13 protein-coding genes are annotated in these 19,443 nt (G+C 70.2%); 8 read left to right on the forward strand and 5 right to left on the reverse strand.

The genetic code is table 11. The annotated features are described in order from the left end of the window. Positions 1-39: 39 nt before the first annotated feature. On the reverse strand, positions 40-333 hold the full coding sequence (locus tag ACO2RJ_RS07750) for a hypothetical protein (protein ID WP_423267411.1): 294 nt from the start codon (positions 331-333) through the stop codon (positions 40-42). Between the two features lie 229 nt (positions 334-562). Between ACO2RJ_RS07750 and htpG the strand changes: the two genes are divergently transcribed. The 5 genes from htpG (at position 563) to ACO2RJ_RS07775 (ending at position 10,848) form a co-directional block, all read left to right on the forward strand. Continuing rightward, entirely contained in the window at positions 563-2,470 is a 1,908-nt protein-coding gene (gene htpG / locus ACO2RJ_RS07755; RefSeq protein ID WP_423267412.1) for a molecular chaperone HtpG, read from the forward strand. Positions 2,471-2,586: 116 nt separating this feature from the next. Continuing rightward, positions 2,587-3,375 (forward strand): enoyl-CoA hydratase-related protein, encoded by a 789-nt coding sequence (locus ACO2RJ_RS07760; protein ID WP_423267413.1) that lies wholly within the window; start codon positions 2,587-2,589, stop codon positions 3,373-3,375. Positions 3,376-3,483: 108 nt separating this feature from the next. Next, on the forward strand, positions 3,484-5,505 hold the full coding sequence (locus ACO2RJ_RS07765; RefSeq protein ID WP_423267414.1) for a PhoX family protein: 2,022 nt from the start codon (positions 3,484-3,486) through the stop codon (positions 5,503-5,505). Between the two features lie 226 nt (positions 5,506-5,731). Beyond that, positions 5,732-8,371, forward strand: coding sequence for an aminopeptidase N (gene pepN, locus ACO2RJ_RS07770; protein WP_423267415.1), 2,640 nt, complete (start codon positions 5,732-5,734; stop codon positions 8,369-8,371). A gap of 176 nt (positions 8,372-8,547) precedes the next feature. Further along, positions 8,548-10,848: a PAS domain-containing sensor histidine kinase gene (locus tag ACO2RJ_RS07775; protein ID WP_423267416.1), complete on the forward strand. Its 2,301-nt coding sequence runs from the start codon at positions 8,548-8,550 to the stop codon at positions 10,846-10,848. Between the two features lie 516 nt (positions 10,849-11,364). Here the strand turns inward: ACO2RJ_RS07775 and ACO2RJ_RS07780 are convergent. The 3 genes from ACO2RJ_RS07780 to ACO2RJ_RS07790 all read right to left on the reverse strand — a co-directional run bounded on the left by ACO2RJ_RS07780 (position 11,365) and on the right by ACO2RJ_RS07790 (position 16,155). Continuing rightward, complete coding sequence (locus ACO2RJ_RS07780; protein WP_423267418.1) at positions 11,365-14,331, reverse strand: bifunctional [glutamine synthetase] adenylyltransferase/[glutamine synthetase]-adenylyl-L-tyrosine phosphorylase; 2,967 nt, start codon at positions 14,329-14,331, stop codon at positions 11,365-11,367. Positions 14,332-14,480: 149 nt separating this feature from the next. After that, positions 14,481-15,305: a serine O-acetyltransferase gene (gene cysE, locus ACO2RJ_RS07785; RefSeq protein ID WP_423267419.1), complete on the reverse strand. Its 825-nt coding sequence runs from the start codon at positions 15,303-15,305 to the stop codon at positions 14,481-14,483. A gap of 97 nt (positions 15,306-15,402) precedes the next feature. Then, complete coding sequence (locus ACO2RJ_RS07790) at positions 15,403-16,155, reverse strand: alpha/beta fold hydrolase (protein WP_423267421.1); 753 nt, start codon at positions 16,153-16,155, stop codon at positions 15,403-15,405. A gap of 177 nt (positions 16,156-16,332) precedes the next feature. On the opposite strand from ACO2RJ_RS07790, the gene ACO2RJ_RS07795 reads away from it, so the two are divergent. Together ACO2RJ_RS07795 and ACO2RJ_RS07800 are read left to right on the forward strand one after the other, a co-directional pair. Continuing rightward, a complete protein-coding gene (locus ACO2RJ_RS07795) occupies positions 16,333-16,581 on the forward strand; it encodes a zinc-finger domain-containing protein (RefSeq protein ID WP_423267422.1) in 249 nt (82 codons plus the stop codon). Continuing rightward, positions 16,578-17,732 (forward strand): FAD-dependent monooxygenase, encoded by a 1,155-nt coding sequence (locus ACO2RJ_RS07800; RefSeq protein WP_423267423.1) that lies wholly within the window; start codon positions 16,578-16,580, stop codon positions 17,730-17,732. The genes ACO2RJ_RS07795 and ACO2RJ_RS07800 overlap by 4 nt, the downstream gene beginning before the upstream one ends. A 33-nt stretch (positions 17,733-17,765) precedes the next feature. Here the strand turns inward: ACO2RJ_RS07800 and wrbA are convergent, their stop codons facing one another. Next, positions 17,766-18,365, reverse strand: a complete 600-nt coding sequence (wrbA, locus tag ACO2RJ_RS07805; RefSeq protein WP_423267424.1) for an NAD(P)H:quinone oxidoreductase — start codon at positions 18,363-18,365, stop codon at positions 17,766-17,768. 213 nt (positions 18,366-18,578) lie between these two features. Here wrbA and ACO2RJ_RS07810 point away from each other — a divergent pair, with 213 nt between their 5' ends. After that, positions 18,579-19,376, forward strand: coding sequence for an enoyl-CoA hydratase/isomerase family protein (locus ACO2RJ_RS07810; RefSeq protein ID WP_423267425.1), 798 nt, complete (start codon positions 18,579-18,581; stop codon positions 19,374-19,376). The last annotated feature ends 67 nt before the right edge of the window (positions 19,377-19,443 follow it).

Below are 19,443 nucleotides of genomic sequence, written 5' to 3' on the forward strand. Positions count from 1 at the left end.
ATCCGTGCATTCGGCTCCGACAGTGGCGCCGGGAAAGGCTCAGTCGCAGACGCGGACGCGGCGGATGTGAATGTCGCCGTAGCGATCCTCGTAGCTGCGGCGCTCCGTCCAGCAGCGCGGACGGCGGTACACCCGCTCCTCGACCACCTCTTCCTCAACCGGCTCGGCGTTGGCGGCCGCAGCGCCCAGCGCGAGTCCGACCGCGCCGGCAGCTAAGCCCACTCCGACCGCGGTGCGCGTCTTGCTGCCGGCCTCGGCGACGCCCGGGATCGCCGCGATGGCGAGCGCAAGCGCGAAAGCGGCGGTCCGACCGCCCTTGAACGTGATGCTCATCGATAGTCCCCCGAACGACATCTGGCCAGGCCGCGTCAGCAGTCCTCGCGCGCGGTATACCATGGCGGCCGCGCGCGCGCCAACAAACGGCGACCGCCTGTCTCGCCGGTCATCTTGTCATTCTTAAGATGAGCCGCGATCGGGCGCGGGCGGACGGTCCGCGCGGTCTTGAACTTGCGGCCGCTTCGGCGCATCTCAGCCGCCGGACGACCCGAGGACAGAGAACCAGATGACCGACGCCGCCGACGCCAAGCCTGCTGACCACACGCCCGCCGAAGCCCGCCCGTTCGAAGCCGACGTCGCCCGACTGCTGCACATGATGGTGCACTCGGTCTATTCCGACCGCGACGTCTTCCTGCGCGAGCTGATCTCCAACGCAGCCGACGCCTGCGAGAAGCTGCGCTTCGAGGCGATCCAGACCCCCGCTTTGCTGGGCGACGACCCGAAGCCGCGCATCACCATCTCCGCCGACGCCGAGGGCGGACACCTGGTCGTTGAAGACAACGGCGTCGGCATGAGCGCCGACGAGATGGTCGAGGCGCTCGGCACCATCGCCCGCTCCGGCACGAAAGCCTTCGTCGAGCGCGTCGAGGCGGCGCAGGGCAAGGAGAGCGCGCAGCTCATCGGCCAGTTCGGCGTCGGCTTCTACTCCGCCTTCATGGTCGCCGATCGCGTCGACGTCGTCTCGCGCCGCGCGGGCTCCGACGCGGCGACGCTGTGGTCGTCGGACGGACAGGGCACGTTCTCGGTCTCGGCCGTCGACCTCGCCGACGCGCCCGCGCGCGGCACGCGCGTGACGCTGCATCTGAACGAGGAGTCGAAGTCCTACGCCGAGCGCTGGACGCTGGAGCGCATCGTCAAGGCGCAGTCCGGCCATGTGCCGGTGCCGATCTCGCTGGTCGAGAAGCCCGGCGACGAGCCCGCCGAGATCGCCGACGGCGCCGCGCTCTGGACGCGGCCGAAATCGGAGATCTCGAAGGAGGAATACGCCGACTTCTACCGCAGCGCCGCCGGCCAGTTCGACGAGCCGGCGATGACGATCCACTACCGCGCTGAAGGAAGGCACGAATACACGGCGCTTGCCTTCGTGCCTTCGACGCAGCCCTTCGACATGTTCGATCCCGAGCGCAAGGGCCGGCTGAAGCTCTACGTGAAGAGGGTCTTCATCACCGACGACGCCGAGCTGCTGCCGCGCTATCTGCGCTTCGTGCGGGGACTGGTCGACTCCGCGGACCTGCCGCTCAACGTCTCGCGCGAGATGATCCAGCAGAGCCCGATCCTGGCGGCGATCCGGAAGGGCCTGACCAACCGCGTGATCGGCGATCTCGAGAAGCTCGCCGAGAACGATCCTGCGACCTTCGAGACGGTGTGGGAGGCCTTTGGCCAGGTCCTCAAGGAGGGCGTCTACGAGGACTACGAAAAGCAGGCCCAGCTTCTGGCGCTCGCCCGGTTCCGCTCGACGGCGTCGGGCGAAGGCTGGCGGTCGCTGAAGTCCTACGTCGCCGACATGAAGGAGAACCAGACGGCAATCTACTACCTCGCCGGCGGCAACCCCGACCAGCTCAAGGCCTCGCCGCATCTCGAGGGCTTCCGCGCCCGCGGCGTCGAGGTGCTGCTGCTGTCCGACCCGGTCGACTCGTTCTGGACAACGACCGTCCAGGGCTTCGAGGGCAAGCCGTTCAAGTCGGTGAGCCAGGGCGCCGCCGACCTCGCGCTGATCAAGGCGGAAGACGCGGAGGATAAGCCGGCGCCGGAGACCAGCGAGGCGGTCGCGGACTTCATCGCCTTCGCCAAGGCCACGCTCGGCGACCAGGCGTCGGACGTGCGCGCCTCGGATCGCCTGACCGAAAGCGCGGTGTGCCTCGTCGCTCCCGATCATGGGCCGGACCGCCAGCTCGAAAAAATCATGGCGAGCGCGGGCCGCGCGGGGGCCGGCTCGAAGCCGGTGCTGGAGATCAACCCAACCCACGCGCTGGTGACGGCGCTGGCCAAGGTCGGCGCGGAGGAGGCTGGCTTCCGCGAAGACGCGGTGGCCCTGCTGTTCGACGAGGCCAAGATCCTCGACGGCGAACGCCCGGCCGACCCGAAGGCCTTCTCCGGCCGCCTCGCCCGCGTCCTCGAGCGCGCGCTGCGCTGATCCTGGGAGGGGGCCGCGCCCGGCCGTCGGGCGGGGCGGGCATCCGACGGACGCGCGCTTGCACGTCCGTCGGAACGGCGCTCTGAATGCGCGCCTGCGCCGCCGGAGAGCCGTCCATGAGCGAAGCCCCCCTTCTCGTCGAGCGGCGCGGGCCGGTCGCGCTGATGACGCTGAACCGGCCCGAGCGCATCAACGCCTTCACGCCGGACCTGCTCGCCGCGATCGGCGGGGCGCTCGATTCGACCGTCGCGGACCGGGAGGCGCGGGCGATCGTGTTCACGGGCGCCGGCCGAGGTTTCTGCTCGGGGCAGGACATCGTCGCCTTCGCGAGCCTGCCGCCCTCGGAGCGCGACGTCGGGCGCATGCTCGAGACGGCCTACGAGCCGGTCATCGCCAAGCTGCGCGCCTGTCCGCTGCCGGTGGTCGCCGCGGTGAACGGGGTCGCGGCGGGCGCCGGCGCCAATTTCGCGCTGCTCGCCGACATCGTGATCGCCGGCCGCTCCGCGAGCTTCGTCGAGGCCTTCGGGCGGCTCGGCCTCATCCCCGACGTCGGCGGGACCTGGACCCTGCCGCGCCTGATCGGGGAAGCGCGCGCAAAAGCGCTCTGCCTGCTCGGCGAGCCGCTGCCGGCGGAGACGGCGCTCGCCTGGGGCCTGATCTGGAAGGTCGTCGACGACGACGCCCTGCTCGACGAGGCGCTCGCCGTCGCGGCGACCCTCGCCTCCCAGTCGTCGAGCGCGATCGCGCTCGCCAAAGAGGCGTTCCGCGCGTCGGCGCGCAACGGCTTCGAGGAGCAGATCGCGCTCGAACGGCGGCTGCAGTCCGAGGCCGGCGCCGCCCCCGACCACGCCGAGGGCGCGGCCGCCTTCCTCGAGAAGCGCGCGCCGCGCTGGACCGGGCGCTGACGCCGCCAAAGCCGGCGCAACAAAACCGTCATCCACCCGTCAAGCGACTGACATGGCTGCCGCCGTAATTGGAGCCGTTCCAACTCCAATGCAGGCGACGGGGAAATCATGTCAGAGGGCAACATGCTCGATCGGCGCGACGCCGCGATCGATGGTCTTGACGACGAGGCGCTCGGCATCGACCGGCCGGGTCTGCACGCCGCGCCCGGCGAGCGCCCGCAGAACGAGAGCTTCACGGACATCGTGTCGCGCAACATGGCGCGCCGGTCCTTCCTGAAGGGCGCGGCGGCCGCCGTGCCTGTGCTGATGACGACCGCGACCTTCGCGCCCTTCGCATCCAATGAGGCGGAAGCCGCCACGCTCGACGGCCTCGCCTTCGAGCCCATCAAGCCCTCCACCGCCGACAAGGTCATCGTTCCGAAGGGCTACCGCCAGCGCGCTTTGATCAAGTGGGGCGACCCGCTGTTCGACGACGTCGCGCCCTTCAACGCCAACGCCCAGACGCCGGAGAAGCAGCGCGGCCAGTTCGGCTACAACTGCGACTTCGTCGGCTACTTCCCGCTCGCGGGCGAGCGTCGCGCGCTGCTCTGCGTCAACCATGAGTACACGTCCGGCGAGGACATGTTCCGGAGCTACCAGCCCGGCCGGAACAAGAACCAGGCCGACATCGAGATCGCCGCGCATGGCGGCTCGGTCGTGGAGATCCGGCTCGAGGGCGAAGTCTGGTCCTATATCCGCGGCTCCAAGTACAACCGGCGCATCACCGGCGAGACCGAGATGGAGATCACGGGTCCGGCCGCGGGCCACGACCTGATGAAGACCTCCGCCGACAAGAACGGCACGAAGGTCCTCGGCATGCTCAACAACTGCTCCGGCGGCAAGACGCCGTGGGGCACGTGGCTGACCTGCGAGGAGAACTTCAACCAGTACTTCGCCAACAACGACCAGAACCCCGACGCCGAGCTGAAGGCGGCGCACCAGCGCTACGGCGTGACCGGCGGCGCGAGCGGACGGGCCTGGGAGGCGTTCTACGACCGCTTCGACGTGGCGAAGGAGCCGAACGAGCCGAACCGCTTCGGCTGGGTGGTGGAGATCGACCCGTTCGATCCGACCTTCGTGCCGAAGAAGCGCACCATGCTCGGCCGCGCCAAGCATGAAGCGGCGACCTGCATCCTGTCGAAGGACAGCCGCGTCGTGGTCTACACCGGCGACGACCAGCAGTTCGACTATGTCTACAAGTTCATCTCGAAGGGCCGCTACAACCCGGGCAACCGGCGCGACAACTTCGATCTGCTCGACACCGGCACGCTCTACGTCGCGAAATTCCACGACGACAACACCGGCGAGTGGATCCCGCTCACGATGACGAACCCCGCCCTGAAGGGCAAGTTCGACAGCCAGGGCGAGATCCTGATCAAGACCCGCCTCGCCGCCGACCTGGTCGGCGCGACCGCCATGGACCGGCCGGAGGACTGCCAGCCGAACCCCGTGAACGGCAAGGTCTATCTCACGATGACCAACAACACGGCGCGGACCTCGATCGTGCCGGACGCCGGCAGCGCCAAGGCCAACCCGCGCGTCCCCAACCCGAGCGGGCACATCATCGAGCTCTCCGAGGACCGGGACGACCATGCGGCGACCCGCTTCAAGTGGGAGATCTTCCTGCTCTGCGGCAATCCTACGATCGACCTGAAGACCAGCGCGGAGCAGCTCGAGCCGGGCCTCGCCTCGACCGCGACCTTCTTCGCGGGCTACGCGGACGCCGACAAGCTCGGCAAGGTCGGCGCTCCCGACAACATCGCCTTCGACAGCAAGGGCAACCTCTGGATCGCGACCGACGGGCAGCCGAGCAACGCCGACATCGGCCGGCCGAATGACGCGATGCACGTCGTTCCGACCGAAGGCAAGAACCGCGGCTATCTCCGCCAGTTCCTGAGCGGCCCCAGGGGCTGCGAGGTCTGCGGGCCGGAGTTCTCGACCGACGACCGGACGGTGTTCTGCGCGATCCAGCATCCGGGCGAGGGCGGCGGCGTGCCGAACACGATCTCGACCTGGCCGGACCGCAAGCCGGTGGTGCGTCCGACCGTCATGGCGATCCGCAAGATCGGCGGCGGGCGCATCGGAACCTGAGCCCGACGCCTCGGCGAACGTCCCTCTCCTCGCGCCTCGCGGCGTGAGGAGAGAGCGACACCTTGAAGACTGCGCCTCTTCGCCCTCCTCGCGGCCCGCCCGTGAGCCGGGCGAAGAGGCGCTTTCGTTTCATCCCTGCGCGCAACGCCCGGGAAGCGCCCCGCCTTGCCTCCGCCGCTATCGCGGGCCTACACCGGGCGCCTGCCTTCAGCCTGCCGGAGAGCCCATGCGCGCCGAGGATCCCCGCCCCGTCCGTCTCGTCGACTACCGCCCGTCGGACTTCCTGATCGACGAGGTCCATCTCGACGTGAAGCTCGACCCGACGGCGACGCGGGTGACGGCCCGGCTCAAGATGCGGCCCAACCCGGAGGGCGATGCGTCCGCGGCCCTCGCGCTCGACGGCGACGAGCTGACGCTGATCTCAGCCGCGATCGACGGCGTGACGCTCGCGGCCGACGCGCTCGACGTCTCGCCGGCGTCGCTCAGGATCGCGAACCCGCCGCGCGGGCCGTTCGAGCTCGAGATCGTCACCGAAATCGACCCGACGGCGAACACGAGGCTGATGGGGCTTTACCGCTCCAACGCCTCCTACTGCACGCAATGCGAGGCGGAAGGCTTCCGCCGCATCACCTATTTCCTCGACCGGCCGGACGTGCTCGCGACCTACACCACGCGCATCGAAGGGCCGACGGACGAGACCCCTCTCCTGCTGTCGAACGGCAATCTCGTCGAGACCGGCGACGCCGGCGACGGGCGCCGTTTCGCGGTGTGGCATGACCCGCACCCGAAGCCGTCCTACCTGTTCGCGCTGGTCGCCGGCGACCTCGGCGTCGTCGAGGACGAGTTCGTCACCATGGGCGGCCGGACCGTCGCGCTGAAGGTGTTCGTCGAGCACGGCAAGGAAGACCGCGCCTCGCACGCCATGGAGTCCATCAAGGCCTCGATGCGCTGGGACGAGCAGGCGTTCGGCCGGGAGTACGACCTCGACGTCTTCATGGTCGTCGCGGTGTCGCACTTCAACATGGGCGCGATGGAGAACAAGGGCCTCAACGTCTTCAACGACAAATACGTGCTCGCCAGCCCCGAGACCGCGACCGACGGCGACTACGCCAATATCGAGGCGATCATCGCGCACGAATACTTCCACAACTGGACGGGCAACCGCATCACCTGCCGCGACTGGTTCCAGCTCTGCCTGAAGGAAGGGCTGACCGTGTTCCGCGACCAGGAGTTCACCTCCGACATGCGCTCGCGGCCGGTGAAGCGCATCCAGGACGTGCGCAATCTCCGCGCGCTGCAGTTCGCCGAGGACGCAGGGCCGCTCGCCCACCCCGTCCGGCCCGAAATCTACCACGAGATCAACAACTTCTACACGCCCACCGTGTACGAGAAGGGCGCCGAGGTGATCCGCATGCTGAAGACCTGGATCGGCGACGCCGCTTTCCGGGCCGGCATGGACCTCTATTTCGATCGCCACGACGGTGAGGCCTGCACGATCGAGCAGTTCGTCGCCTGCTTCGCCGAAACCTCCGGCCGCGACATGACCCAGTGGATGCGCTGGTACGGCCAGGCCGGCACGCCGGACGTCGAGGTCACGACCTCCTATGACGAGGCCGCGCGGACCTTCACGCTGGAGGCCCGCCAGTCCACGCCGCCGACGCCCGGCCAGTCGACCAAGAAGCCGGTGGTGATCCCCCTCGCGCTCGGGCTCGTCGATCCGGACGGCCGCGACGTCGATCTCGTGGTCGACGGCGCAGCCGCGGGGCCGGTCTTCGCGCTTCAGGCTGAGACCACCCGGCTCGTGTTCGAGCAGGTCGCGCGGCGGCCGATCCCTTCGCTGTTCCGCGGCTTCTCCGCGCCGGTGAAGGTCACGTCGGACCTGACCGACGACCACCTGCTGTTCCTCGCAGCCTATGATTCCGACCCGTTCAACCGCTGGCAGGCCGGGCAGACCGTCGCGCTGCGCAACCTCGTGGCCTCGGTCGCCGCCGTCCGCGAGGGCGGCGAGCCGATCGACGAGCCGCGGCTTGCGGACGCGATCGGCCGCGTCTTCGCGCCGGAGGAGACCGACTGCGCCTACGCCGCCCAGGTGGCGGCGCTGCCGAGCGAGGGCGACGTCGCCCGCGAGCTGCGGTCGGACGTCGATCCCGATCAGGTCCACGCCGCGCGGACCGCGCTCAAGGCCGCGCTCCGGCGCCGGCTCGCCGGGCCTCTGGCGGCGGCCTTCGAGCGGCTCGCGGAGACCGGCCCTTATTCGCCGGACGCGGCCTCCGCGGGCCGCAGGGCGCTCAAATTCGCCGCGCTCGACTTCCTGGCCGCCGGCGGCGAACCTGACGGCGTGGCGCGGGCGCACGCCCTCTACCGGAGCGCCGGCAACATGACGGACCGGGTGATGGCGCTGCAGGCGCTGTCTCTGCACGCGGGCCCCGAGCGCGAGGACGCGCTCGACGACTTCGCCGCGCGCTTCGGGGGCGACCCGCTGCTCATGGACAAATGGTTCGTGATCCAGGCCTCCGCCCCGCTGCCGGGCACGCTCGACCGCGTCCAGACCCTGATGGGGTCTCCGGCCTTCGACATCGGCAATCCCAATCGCGTCCGCTCGCTGATCGGCGCGTTCGGGTCGAGCAATCCGACGCAGTTCAACCGGCCGGACGGGGCGGGCTACGATTTCGTCGCGGGCGTCGCGCTGGAGCTCAACGCCACGAACCCGCAGGTCGCGGCGAGGCTGCTTGGCGCGTTCCGGACATGGCGCGCGCTCGAGCCGACGCGACGCGGCAAGGCGGAGCAGGCGCTCCGCCGGATCGCCGAGGCCCCCCGCCTGTCGCCGGACGTCGCCGACATCGTGCGGCGCGCGCTCGCCGCGTAAGACGCAAGTGATTCATCCGACTCCACTTTTCCGCCGCAGCGCGAAAAGTATTTAACGCTCGGTTAATTCACACTGGACAGCACCCCGCACTATTGATTCTAATGTCCAAGTCGATTCGAAACGTCGGGGGTTCCTCGGATCGACTTCATCTTATCATCGAGCGGAAGGACACTGCGATGGCGCGCGCCACCGTGGCGGGGATGCCTTTGCGTCGCTACACACGCCAGACAGCCATCCTCGCCTGGCTCGCGCCGCTACGCCGTCGCATCGTCGTCGCCGAGCCGGCGCTCCGACGCATCATCCCGATCCTGATCGTGGTGTTCCTCGCGGTGCTGGGCGGCAGCGCGGTGCTGCAGACCCTCGACGCCCGGAGCCGGACGCTTCGCGCCGCCGCCGACGACCTCGCGATGCTGGCGGCCGTGGTCGCCTACGAGACCTCCTCGACCGAGGTGCGCGGCGACGCCGCGCTCACCGACGTGTTGCCCCGCGCCGCGCTCGACCAGGGGCGCCGGGTCTATCTCGCCGACGACGGCGGACGGATCGTCGCGGCGAGCGGCGCGCCGGAGGGGGCGAAGCCCGCCGATCTCGTCACCCTGCTCGGGCCCGCGCAGCCGCTCACCACCTTCGGCGAACGCGCCGGGGTGATGACCCTGACGCTGCCCGACGGCGTTCCGGCGCTCGCCACCGTGCGCAGCCTTCCCGCGGGCCGCTCCGGCCAGATCGCGCTGCTGCAGAACGTCGACGACGCCCTGGCGCCCTGGCGCGACGGCGCGCGCGCCTCCGTCACGCTGTATTCGACGATCGGCCTGGTGCTCGCCCTCCTCGGCTTCGCCTTTCACTGGCAGTCGTCGCGCGCCAGGCGGACCGACGACGTCTACGCCCATCTCCAGACCCGCATCGACACCGCTTTGTCGCGCGGCCATTGCGGATTGTTCGACTGGGACATCGCGCATGGCCGCATCTTCTGGTCGCGCTCGCTGTTCGAGATGCTCGGCCACGAGCCGCGCGACGCGCTGCTCTCCTTCGGCGAGTTCAACGCGATCGTGCATCCCGACGACGCCGACCTGTTCGCGCTCGCCGACGAGATCGCCTCCGGCCGCGCCGAGACGATCGACCGCGTGTTCCGCGTCCGCGACGCGCGCGACGAGTGGAAATGGCTGCGCGCCCGCGCCGACGTCGTGCGCGGCCGCGGCGACGCCGGTCCTCGCCTCGTCGGCATCTGCGTCGACGTCACCGAGCAGCGCTTGCTCGCCGAGCGCACCGCCACCGCCGACATGCGGCTGCGCGACGCCGTCGAGACGATCTCGGAGGCCTTCGTGCTGTGGGACGCGAGCAGCCGCCTCGTCACCTGCAACTCGAAATTCCAGCAGCTTTACGAGCTCTCGGACGAGGCCGTGATCCCCGGCGCGCCGCGCGAGGACATCATCGCCGCCGGCCGCCAGCCGGTGATCGTCAATTCGGTGCGGCCCGACGGCCGCGTCGAGGACGGCGCCCGCTCCTACGAGGCGCAGATCGAGGACGGCCGCTGGCTCGCGATCAACGAGCGCCGCACCAAGGACGGCGGCTTCGTCTCGGTGGGCACCGACATCACCTCGCTGAAGCGTCAGGAAGAGCGCCTGATGGACAGCGAGAAGGCGCTGATGGCGAACGTCGCCGACCTGCGCAAATCGCGCCAGACGCTCGAGGTCCAGGCCCAGCAGCTCGCCGACCTCGCCGAGCGCTACGCCGAGCAGAAGAGCGAGGCGGTGAGCGCGAGCCAGGCGAAATCCGAGTTCCTCGCCAACATCTCGCATGAGCTGCGCACGCCGCTGAACGCCATTCTCGGCTTCTCCGAGATCATGGAATCCGGCCTGTTCGGCCCGCTCGGCTCGGAGAAATACTCCGAATATCTCCGCGACATCCGCGAGAGCGGGCAGTATCTGCTCGACGTAATCAACGACGTGCTCGACATGTCGAAGATCGAGGCCGGCCGGTTCCGGATCAGCCCCGAGACCATCGACATCGACAAGGTGGTGCTCGACGCGATGCGGGTGATCACCCCGCGGGCGGAGGAGAAGTCGATCGCGCTGCGCGCCGAGGCCGCGACCGGCGTGACCGTCGAGGTCGACCGCCGCGCGCTCAAGCAGATCCTGCTCAATCTGCTGTCGAACGCGGTGAAGTTCACCCCCGCCGGCGGCCGCGTGACGATCCGCACCCGCGCGGTCGGCGGGGCGATGAACCTCTATATCGAGGACACCGGCATCGGCATCCCGAAGGACGCGATCGAGAAGCTCGGCCGGCCGTTCGAGCAGGTGGAGAACCAGTTCTCCAAGAGCCACAAGGGCTCGGGCCTCGGCCTCGCGATCGCCCGTTCGCTCGCCGAGCTGCATGGCGGCTCGATGCGGATCCGCTCGACGCTCGGCGTCGGCACCGTAGTGCTCATCCGCCTCCCGGTCCGCGTCGACGAGGCGATGCAGGCGGAAGAGAAGATCGCCTAAAGCGCGGCGGTCAGCCGAGAACGATGCGGATGTCGTTGGGCCACTTGGGATCATTTTCCCAGATGCGAATGCGCGTTCGCTTAAACTCGACACGCGCGCTCAACACGACGTCCCACTCGACTGTCGTGATGATTACTTCTCTATTGGGAGTATCGAGCTCCCTGTCGAATATTGGGGGCCCTTCGAATACGGCGTCACCCGCATGACAGAGGGTCAACTCTGTCGGTCCATCTTGCCATGGGTAACACGTAATCGAAATCGCCGATTCGGTCCAAAGCAGATGCTCGCCCGTCGGCTCGGGATCGGAGCCTCCATTTCGATCACTGATGAACAAGAGTGAATTACTCGGCTCTACAGTGGCTTTTTGGAGCATTACCTGTCCTTCAAACGATGGCTGTGACCGCCTTGCCGGCTGCTACAGGTCAACCAATGTGGATATCCACGTTGGGGACGTCAGTTTCGACCTGAAGCGGTCATGCTCCACTTAAGCCGCGCTCTCCCGCGACCGCCGTCCCCTCACCCCAGCCCCTTCATCACCCGCTCGAACGCCTTGCGCGCCGCCTTCTGCGCTTGGGCCAGTGTCGCCGTCAGCGTCTTGAAGTCCGGCGCTTCGCCGACGCGGGCGAGGAGCTGGCGGAGGCTTTCGCTCGCGGTCGCCGGGTCGAACGGGCCGTCGACCGCGAGGCGCAGGATCTGGGTGAGGTCGAGCTGAAGACGGGCCGCGGCGTGCAGGATCTCCCAGTCGCCCCGGTCGAGCAGGCCGGCGTCGCGCGCGCGGTCGAGCGCGGACGCGGTGGAGGTGAACAGGATCTCCGGGTGATCCGCGGCGTGCGCGAGCTGCAGGCCTTGCGCGACGAACTCGATGTCGACGAGGCCGCCGGGCGCGTGCTTCAGGTTCCACGGGCCGCCGGCGCCCTTCTCCTTGTCGAGCAGGGCGCGCATCGCCCGGACGTCTCTCGCGACCCGCTTCGGGTCGCGGCGCATCGTCAGCACCGCGCCGATGGCGCGTCCGACCTTCCGGCGGAACGGCGCGGGGCCTGCGATCACGCGGGCGCGCGACAGCGCCATGTGCTCCCAGGTCTCGGCCTCCTCGGCCTGATAGGCCTCGAACGCCTTGAGCCTGGTCGCGAGCGGCCCGGCGCGGCCGGAAGGGCGCAGACGGACGTCGACCTCGTAGAGCACGCCCTCGGCCGTCGGCGCCGACAGCGCCGCGACGAGGCGCTGGGTCAGCCGGGCGTAGAATTGCGCGGGCGCGATCGGCCGCGCGCCGTCGGTCTCCGCGGCGGCGTCCGGGTGGTCGTAGAGCAGGATGAGGTCGAGATCGGAGGCCGCCGTCATCTCCTCGCCGCCGAGCCTGCCGAGCGCGACGACGGCCGCCGCCCCGCCGGGCACGCGGCCATGGACGCGGATCAGCTCCGTCTCCGCCCGCTCGAACAAGGCGGCGACCAGCGCGTCGGCGGCGCGCGCGAAGGCGTAGCCCGCTTTATCCGCAGACACCGTCCCGGACGCGACCCGCAGGGCGACCAGCGTGTTCAGCTCCTGCCCCACGATGCGGGCGCGGTCGAGCGCGTCCTCATAGGTGGCCGCCTGCGACAGGGCCTGGCGCACATGGGCGTCGAGCTCCTCGCGGCTCGGCAGATGGCCGAAGAAGGCGGGGTCGAGCAGCGCGTCCAGCACTCGCGGCCGGCGCGCCAGCGTTTCGCCCAGCCGCGGCGCGGCGCCGAGCGCGTCGGCGAACAGGTTCAGGATGTCCGGGTGCGCGCGGATCAGCGCGAGCAGCGCGACGCCGCCGGTGGAGCGCTCCAGCACCTTGTCGAAACCGTTCAGAGCGGCGTCCGGCCGGCCGGAGCGCGCGAAGGTCGCAAGCAGCGTCGGCGCGAGCTCGGTCAGCAGTTCGCGGGCGCGCGCGCTGCGGGTCGAAGGGAAGCGCCCGCGGTGCCAGCCGCGCACCGTGCGCGACACCGACGACGGCTCGGCGTAGCCCAGGCCGGCGAGGGTCTCGAGCGTGTCGGGGTCGTCCTCCTCGCCGGTGAAGACCAGGCTTCCGATGTCGGCCGACAGAGGCGGCGCGTCCTCGAACAGCCTTGCGTAATGCCGCTGCACCGTCTTCAGCCGCTTGAGCAGCGCCTCGGCGAAGGCGTCGCGGCCGTCATAGCCCGCGAAGCGCGCGAAACGGGCGAGCGCCTTGCGGTCGTCCGGCAGCGTGTGGGTCTGCGCGTCCTCGACCATCTGCACCCGGTGCTCGAGCGTGCGCAGGAAGCCGTAGGCCTCGCCGAGCTGGTCGCGGGCGCGCGGCGCGATCCAACCGGCCTCGGCCAACCGCCCCAGCATCTCGACGGTGCCGCGCGCCCTTAAGTCCGGATCGCGGCCGCCGGCGACAAGCTGCTGCGTCTGCACGAAAAATTCGATCTCGCGGATGCCGCCGCGGCCGAGCTTGAGGTTGTGGCCCTCGACCGCCACCTCGCCATGGCCCTTATGGGCGTGGATCTGCCGCTTCATGGCGTGGATGTCGGCGATCGCGGCATGATCGAGCGACCGGCGCCAGATGAACGGGCCGAGCTCCGCGAGGAAGGCGTCGCCGGCGGCCGCGTCCCCCGCCACGACACGCGCCTTGATCATGGCGGCGCGCTCCCAGTTCTGGCCGGCGGATTCGTAATACTGCATCGCCATGTCGCGCGAGATCGCGACGGCGGTCGAGCTCGGATCCGGCCTCAGGCGGAGGTCGACGCGGGCGACATAGCCGTCGGCGGTGCGCTCCTGCAGCAGCTTCACGATGGTCTGCGTGACGCGCACGAAGAGCGGCGTCAGCTCCTCGCCCTCGCGGGCCGGAACGACCTCCGGGTCGTAGAGGGCGATCAGGTCGACGTCGGAGGAGAAGTTGAGCTCGCGGGCGCCGAGCTTGCCCATGCCGAGGATGAAGAAGCCGGAGCCTGCTTCCGGGTCCGCGGGGTCGGCGAGCTTCAGCCGCCCGCCGTCATGCGCCTCGCGCAGCGCGAAGCGGGTCGCCGCGCGGATCGCGGCCTCGGCCATGTCGGAGAGCGCGGCGGTGACCTGTTCGCAGTCCCAGAGGCCGCCGAGGTCGGCGAGCGCCGCCGTCAGCGCGCCCTCGGCGCGGCCCTGCCGGAGCGCGCGAGCGAGCGCGGCGCGGTCGTCTCCCGCGGCGGCCGCGGCCATCTGCTCGACGATCCCGGCGACATGGCCCTGGGGGTCGGCTGCGAAGACGCGCGCGGCGCGCTCGGGCTCGCGCTCGATCAGCCCCCACAGGAAGGGCGAGAAGTCGGCGGCCGCCTCGAGCAGGCCGCGCACGGGCGGCACCTCAGCGAGAGAGGCAAGCGCTTCGGCCTCCGCCGTCTTGAGCAGGTCGTTGACGCGCTTTCGCGCGCCCCGCGCGTCGGCGGGCTTGAACGTCGCCGTGATGCGGTCCGCCAGCGCGCCGCCGGCGTCCGCTTTCGACACGGTCCGCCCCGATGATCGTGCCGTCATCTCCAGCGTCCTCCCGCCTTTGCCATGCGGGATCGGGCCGACGGCCGCAAGGCGGCGAAAGACGGATGGGGAGCGACGGCGTCTTGGGAATAACGGCCGTCATTGCCCGGGGCATGACGGCCCAGCGGCGGCGATGAAGCCGTCGGGCGTCAGATGCCGGCGTCGTAGAAGATCTGGTCCATCGACTGGGCGGGCTCGGCGCAGGGCGAGGCGCCGACGATGCGGGCGGGGATGCCGACGACGGTGACGTTCGGCGGCACGTCGCGCAGCACGACGGAGTTCGCCGCCACGCGCGAGCAGTGGCCCACCTCGATGTTGCCGAGGATCGACGCGCCGGCGCCGATCAGCACGCCGTGGCGGATCTTGGGGTGGCGGTCCTGGTCGCTCTTGCCGGTGCCGCCGAGCGTGACGCCGTGGAGCAGCGAGACGTTGTCCTCGATCACCGCGGTCTCGCCGATCACGACGCCGGTGGCGTGGTCGAAGAACACCCCGCGCCCGAACGGCGCCGCGGGATGCACGTCGACCTGGAACACGTTGGAGGCGCGGCTCTGGATGTAGAGCGCGAAGTCGCGCCGGCCCTGCTTCCACAGCCAGTGCGCCAGGCGATGCGCCTGGATCGCGTGGAATCCCTTGAAGTGCAGCAGCGGCTCGATGGCGCGGTGGCAGGCGGCGTCGCGCTCGACGACCGCGTTCAGATCGGCGCGGATCGCGTGGCCGATCTCCGGATCCGCCGACGTCGCTTCCTCGAAGGCCTGCCAGATCAAGGAGCGCGGCACGTCGACATGATCGAGCCGGGACGCCACGCGGTGCCCCACCGCCTGCTCCAGGCGCTCGTGGTTGAGCACGCTCGCCATCACGAAGCCGCCGAGCTCCGGCTCGCGGCGCACGATGTCCTCGCCCTCGGCGCGGATGCGCGCCCAGACCGGGTCGAGCGTCTTCAGATTGTGGATTTCAGCGCGTGCGAACTTGCTCATGCGACAGATCCTGGAGGCGGTCCGGCCACCGTCGCGGACACATACCACACGCCGGTAAACGTCTCAGGCATGAAATTGGTCGAGGCCGCAGCCAGCATTAAGGACGCCTTGCGAGGAACGACAAGACCCCTTCCTTGTAGACCTTGTCGCCGACCGCGCGGTTGTGATCGCGCCGCGGGATCGGCAGCGCCTCGGCGCCGGGGATGAGGGCCACAAGCGCGTCGAGGTCGCCCGACACGTCGTCCTCCGTGCCGACCGCGACCAGCGTCGGGACCGTGATGGTCGCGAGCATGTCCTTGCTCACCAGCGAGCGCTGCGCCCGCATGCAGGCGGCGAGCGCCTTGCGGTCCCCTTTCGTGACGTCGGCGAAGCGGCGGAACATCTTCGCGGTCGGATGGGTGACGTCGTCGGCGTTCTCGGCGAGCAGCCCGTCCGCGATCGCGTCGGCCGACGGCGCGCCGTGCAGCAGCCCCTCGCCCATGCCGCCGAGGATCGCGCTGCGCAGCCGGGCGGGATGGCGGATCGCGAGCAGCGCGGTCACGCGCGCGCCCATCGAGTAGCCCATGACGTCGGCGCGCGCGACGTCGAGATGGTCGAGGAGAGCAAGCGCGTCGCCCGCCATCAGGTCGGAGCCGTAGAAGGACGGATCGTAGGGCTTCTCGCTCGCGCCGTGGCCGCGGTTGTCGATCGCGATCACCCGGCGCCCGTCGCGCGTCAGCGTGTCGAACCAGCCGGGTCCGACCCAGTTGACGTCGAGCGACGACGCGAAGCCGTGGATCAGAAGGATCGGTTCGCCTTCGCCCTCGTCGCGGTAGGCGAGTTCGAGTCCGTCGGACTGGAAGGTCGGCATGGAATCTCCGTCTGGCGTCCCAGCAAGGCGGCCGACCTATAACGTCGCGTCTCGTGGCGGGAAAGCGGGCGAGCCGCGCCTCAGCCCCGCGCGGCGCGCGACGCCCCGTCGTCTTGCCGCGGTCGTCCAACTTTCGTAAGCGACGAGGACGAATTCGCCGACCTCGAAGGAGCCGCGATGGCCGACCATGCGATCCCGCATTTCGCGAACGACGCGGGCGTCTCCGCCATCCACATCGGGGCGCGCGAGTTCATGTGCGTGGGCGCCAAGCCGCCCTTCGACCATCCGCATGTCTTCCTCGACATGGGATCGGACGACGAGATCGTCTGCCCCTACTGCTCGACGCTCTACAAATTCAGCGCCGCGCTGCATGCGGATGAATCCGACCCGGCCGGCTGCCTCTGGCGCACGCCGGCGCCGGCGTGAGCACGCCGGCCCTCGGCCCCGCCCTGATCGCCGGAGCGGGACCCGGAGGGCTGACGCTCGCGCTCGCGCTCGCCCGCCGCGGCGTGGCGAGCCGGTTGGTGGAGCGCGCGGCCATGCTGGAAGAGACCGGCGCCGGGGTGCAGCTCTCCGCCAACGCCGGCCGCGTGCTCGACGCGCTTGGCCTCGGCCCGGCGCTCGACGCGGTCTCGACGCGGCCCGAGGCCGTATCGATCGCCGACGCCCCGAGCGGCCGGACGCTGAAGACGCTCCCGTTCGGGCGAGCCGCCGAGCGGCGCTGGGGCGCGCCGTACCGCGTCATCCACCGCGCCGATCTTCAGGAAGCCTTGCTGGAGGCGATCGCCTCCGAGAGCGCGATCGACCTCATTCTGGGAACCGAGGTGAAGGACGCCCGCGAGACGGACGACGGAGTCGCGCTCGACGTCGCCACGGCGGACGGTCCCGCCGCGATCGAGGGCGGGTGGCTCGCCGGCGCCGACGGCCTGCGCTCGGTCGTGCGGCGCGCGCTGAAGCTTCCGACCGGCGTTCGCGGCCGCGGACTGGTCGCCTGGCGCGCCGTCACGCCGGCCGCCGCGTTGCCGAAGACCTTCAAGAGCCTGAACGTGACGATCTGGATGGGCCCGGGCGCCCATCTCGTGGTCTATCCCCTGCGCAAGGGGCGCGAAGCGAACGTGGTGGTGATCGGCGACGAACGGGCCTCCGGCGCTCCCGAGATCGTCGCGTCATGGGCGCAGCCTGCGCGCGACCTGGTCGGAGCCGCGACGCACTGGACGCCCTGGCCCCTGTTCGACCGCCCTCCCGACGCGCGGCTACGTCGCGGCCGCATCGCCCTGATCGGCGACGCGGCCCACGCGGCTCTGCCGACGCTCGCGCAGGGCGCGGCCTTCGCGATCGAAGACGCGGCGACGCTCGCCCGTCTCGTTGCGGCGGAAGGACCCGATCCGCTCGGCGCCTATGAGGCGGCGCGGCTGATGCGCGCCGCCCGGATGCAGGTCCAGGCGCGCCGCCAGATCGAGATCAATCACATGGCGGGCATGCGCGCCCGCGCCCGCAACGCGGCGTTGATGCTCGCGCCGACCAGCGCGCTGCTGCGGCGCTACGACTGGATCTACGGCTGGAAGGACGCGGCCTGAGGGCCGCGCCCGTCAAGGCGCCCTGTCGATCCTTCAGCCCGCGAGCTTGGCTGCGATCTCCGCGACATGCTTGCCCTGGAAGCGGGCGCCGGCGAGCTCGTTCTCGCTCGGCTGGCGCGAGCCGTCGCTCTTGGCGAGGGTGCTTGCGCCGTAGGGCGATCCGCCGGTGATCTCGTCCATATTCATCTGTCCGGCGAAGGCGTAGGGCAGACCTACGACCACCATGCCGTGGTGCAGCAGGGTCGGGACGAAGCCAAGGATCGTGCTCTCCTGCCCGCCATGCTGGGTGGCCGACGAGGTGAACACGGAGCCGACCTTGCCGACGAGCTTGCCGGCGAACCACAGCCCGCCCGTCTGGTCGATGAAAGAGCGCATCTGCGAGGCGACGGTGCCGAAGCGGGTCGGAGCGCCGAAGACGATCGCGTCGTAGTCGGAAAGCTCGTCGACGGTCGCGACCGGGGCTGCCTGGTCGAGCTTGAAATGGCTCTGCCGCGCCACGTCTTCCGGCACGGTCTCGGGCACGCGCTTCACCGCGACCTCCGCGCCGGCCTCGCGCGCGCCTTCGGCGACGGCGTTCGCCATCGTCTCGATATGCCCATAGGTCGAGTAGTACAGCACCAGCACCTTGGCCATCGCAGCCTCCTGATCCGCCCGGACCAGATCGGCCCGCTTCGATTGGGCCGCAAGGTGAGGCCGGATCGGACGACCCGCAAGCGGAAGTCCCGAAAGCCTTTAGTTGCAGGACTGCAAGCTTGTGACCGGTTCGCTTTGCGCGTCCGCAGATTGGCGGCAGGCGCCGGGCAGGTGCTAACAGAGGCGGGCGCCACTCTCGCGAAAGGGAAAGCGATGCCCGACGAACCGTCCGCCGTCCGTCTCCTCCGCGACGGCGCGCGCGCCACGATCGTGATCGACCGGGCGGCGAAGAAGAACGCGATCGACGAAGCGGCCTGGCGCGCCTTCGTCGACGTCGCGGCGCAGATCGCGGCCGATCCGGAGATCGCGGTGGTCGTCGTCCGCGGCGCGAGCGGGATCTTCAGCGCGGGCGCCGACATCGCCGAGTTCGTCGCGCTCACGACCGCCGACGCCGCGCGGCGTGACGCCTTCGCCGATGCGGTGCGCGGCGGCGAGGAGGCCGTCGCCGCCGTCGACCGTCCGACGATCGCGGCGATCGAGGGCGTCTGCGTCGGCGGCGGCTGCCAGATCGCGCTCGCCTGCGACATCCGGATCGCCGCCGAGGGGACCCGTTTCGGGGTCACGCCGGCGAAGCTCGGAATCGTCTACCCCGTCGCGAGCACGCGCCGGCTCGTCGCAGCGGTCGGGCGGGCGGCCGCGAAGGACCTGCTGTTCACCGGCCGGCTCATCCTGGCCGAGGAGGCGCTGCGGATCGGCCTTGTCGACCGGGTGGTTCCCGCGGGCGATCTTGCGAGCGAGGTCGAGACGCTAGCTGGCCAGATCCTCGCCAATTCGCGATATTCGCTCGCGGCGTCGAAGCGGATCGTCGACGCGCTCGACGACGAGGCGCCCGATCACGCGGCGCTGGAGGCGCTCTGGCGCGGCGGGTTCGCCGGCGAGGATCTCAAGGAGGGCGCGCAGGCGTTCCTCGACAAGCGCAAGCCCGCCTTCACATGGCGGAGCGGCGGCTGACGCGGCCGTCGCGCCTTGCGGAAGAGCGGCCGCGGCCCCACGCTTCACTGCGCGGCCTCCCGACCGC

Source organism: Hansschlegelia sp. KR7-227, from assembly GCF_049446035.1.
Taxonomy (GTDB): Bacteria; Pseudomonadota; Alphaproteobacteria; order Rhizobiales; family Methylopilaceae; genus Methylopila.

Bases quoted from the DNA above. Each gene is read 5' to 3' on its own strand.
- ACO2RJ_RS07750 (WP_423267411.1), bottom strand. From the start codon at position 333: ATGAGCATCACGTTCAAGGGCGGTCGGACCGCCGCTTTCGCGCTTGCG.
- htpG (WP_423267412.1), top strand. From the start codon at position 563: ATGACCGACGCCGCCGACGCCAAGCCTGCTGACCACACGCCCGCCGAA.
- ACO2RJ_RS07760 (WP_423267413.1), top strand. From the start codon at position 2,587: ATGAGCGAAGCCCCCCTTCTCGTCGAGCGGCGCGGGCCGGTCGCGCTG.
- ACO2RJ_RS07765 (WP_423267414.1), top strand. From the start codon at position 3,484: ATGTCAGAGGGCAACATGCTCGATCGGCGCGACGCCGCGATCGATGGT.
- pepN (WP_423267415.1), top strand. From the start codon at position 5,732: ATGCGCGCCGAGGATCCCCGCCCCGTCCGTCTCGTCGACTACCGCCCG.
- ACO2RJ_RS07775 (WP_423267416.1), top strand. From the start codon at position 8,548: ATGGCGCGCGCCACCGTGGCGGGGATGCCTTTGCGTCGCTACACACGC.
- ACO2RJ_RS07780 (WP_423267418.1), bottom strand. From the start codon at position 14,331: ATGACGGCACGATCATCGGGGCGGACCGTGTCGAAAGCGGACGCCGGC.
- cysE (WP_423267419.1), bottom strand. From the start codon at position 15,305: ATGAGCAAGTTCGCACGCGCTGAAATCCACAATCTGAAGACGCTCGAC.
- ACO2RJ_RS07790 (WP_423267421.1), bottom strand. From the start codon at position 16,155: ATGCCGACCTTCCAGTCCGACGGACTCGAACTCGCCTACCGCGACGAG.
- ACO2RJ_RS07795 (WP_423267422.1), top strand. From the start codon at position 16,333: ATGGCCGACCATGCGATCCCGCATTTCGCGAACGACGCGGGCGTCTCC.
- wrbA (WP_423267424.1), bottom strand. From the start codon at position 18,365: ATGGCCAAGGTGCTGGTGCTGTACTACTCGACCTATGGGCATATCGAG.
- ACO2RJ_RS07810 (WP_423267425.1), top strand. From the start codon at position 18,579: ATGCCCGACGAACCGTCCGCCGTCCGTCTCCTCCGCGACGGCGCGCGC.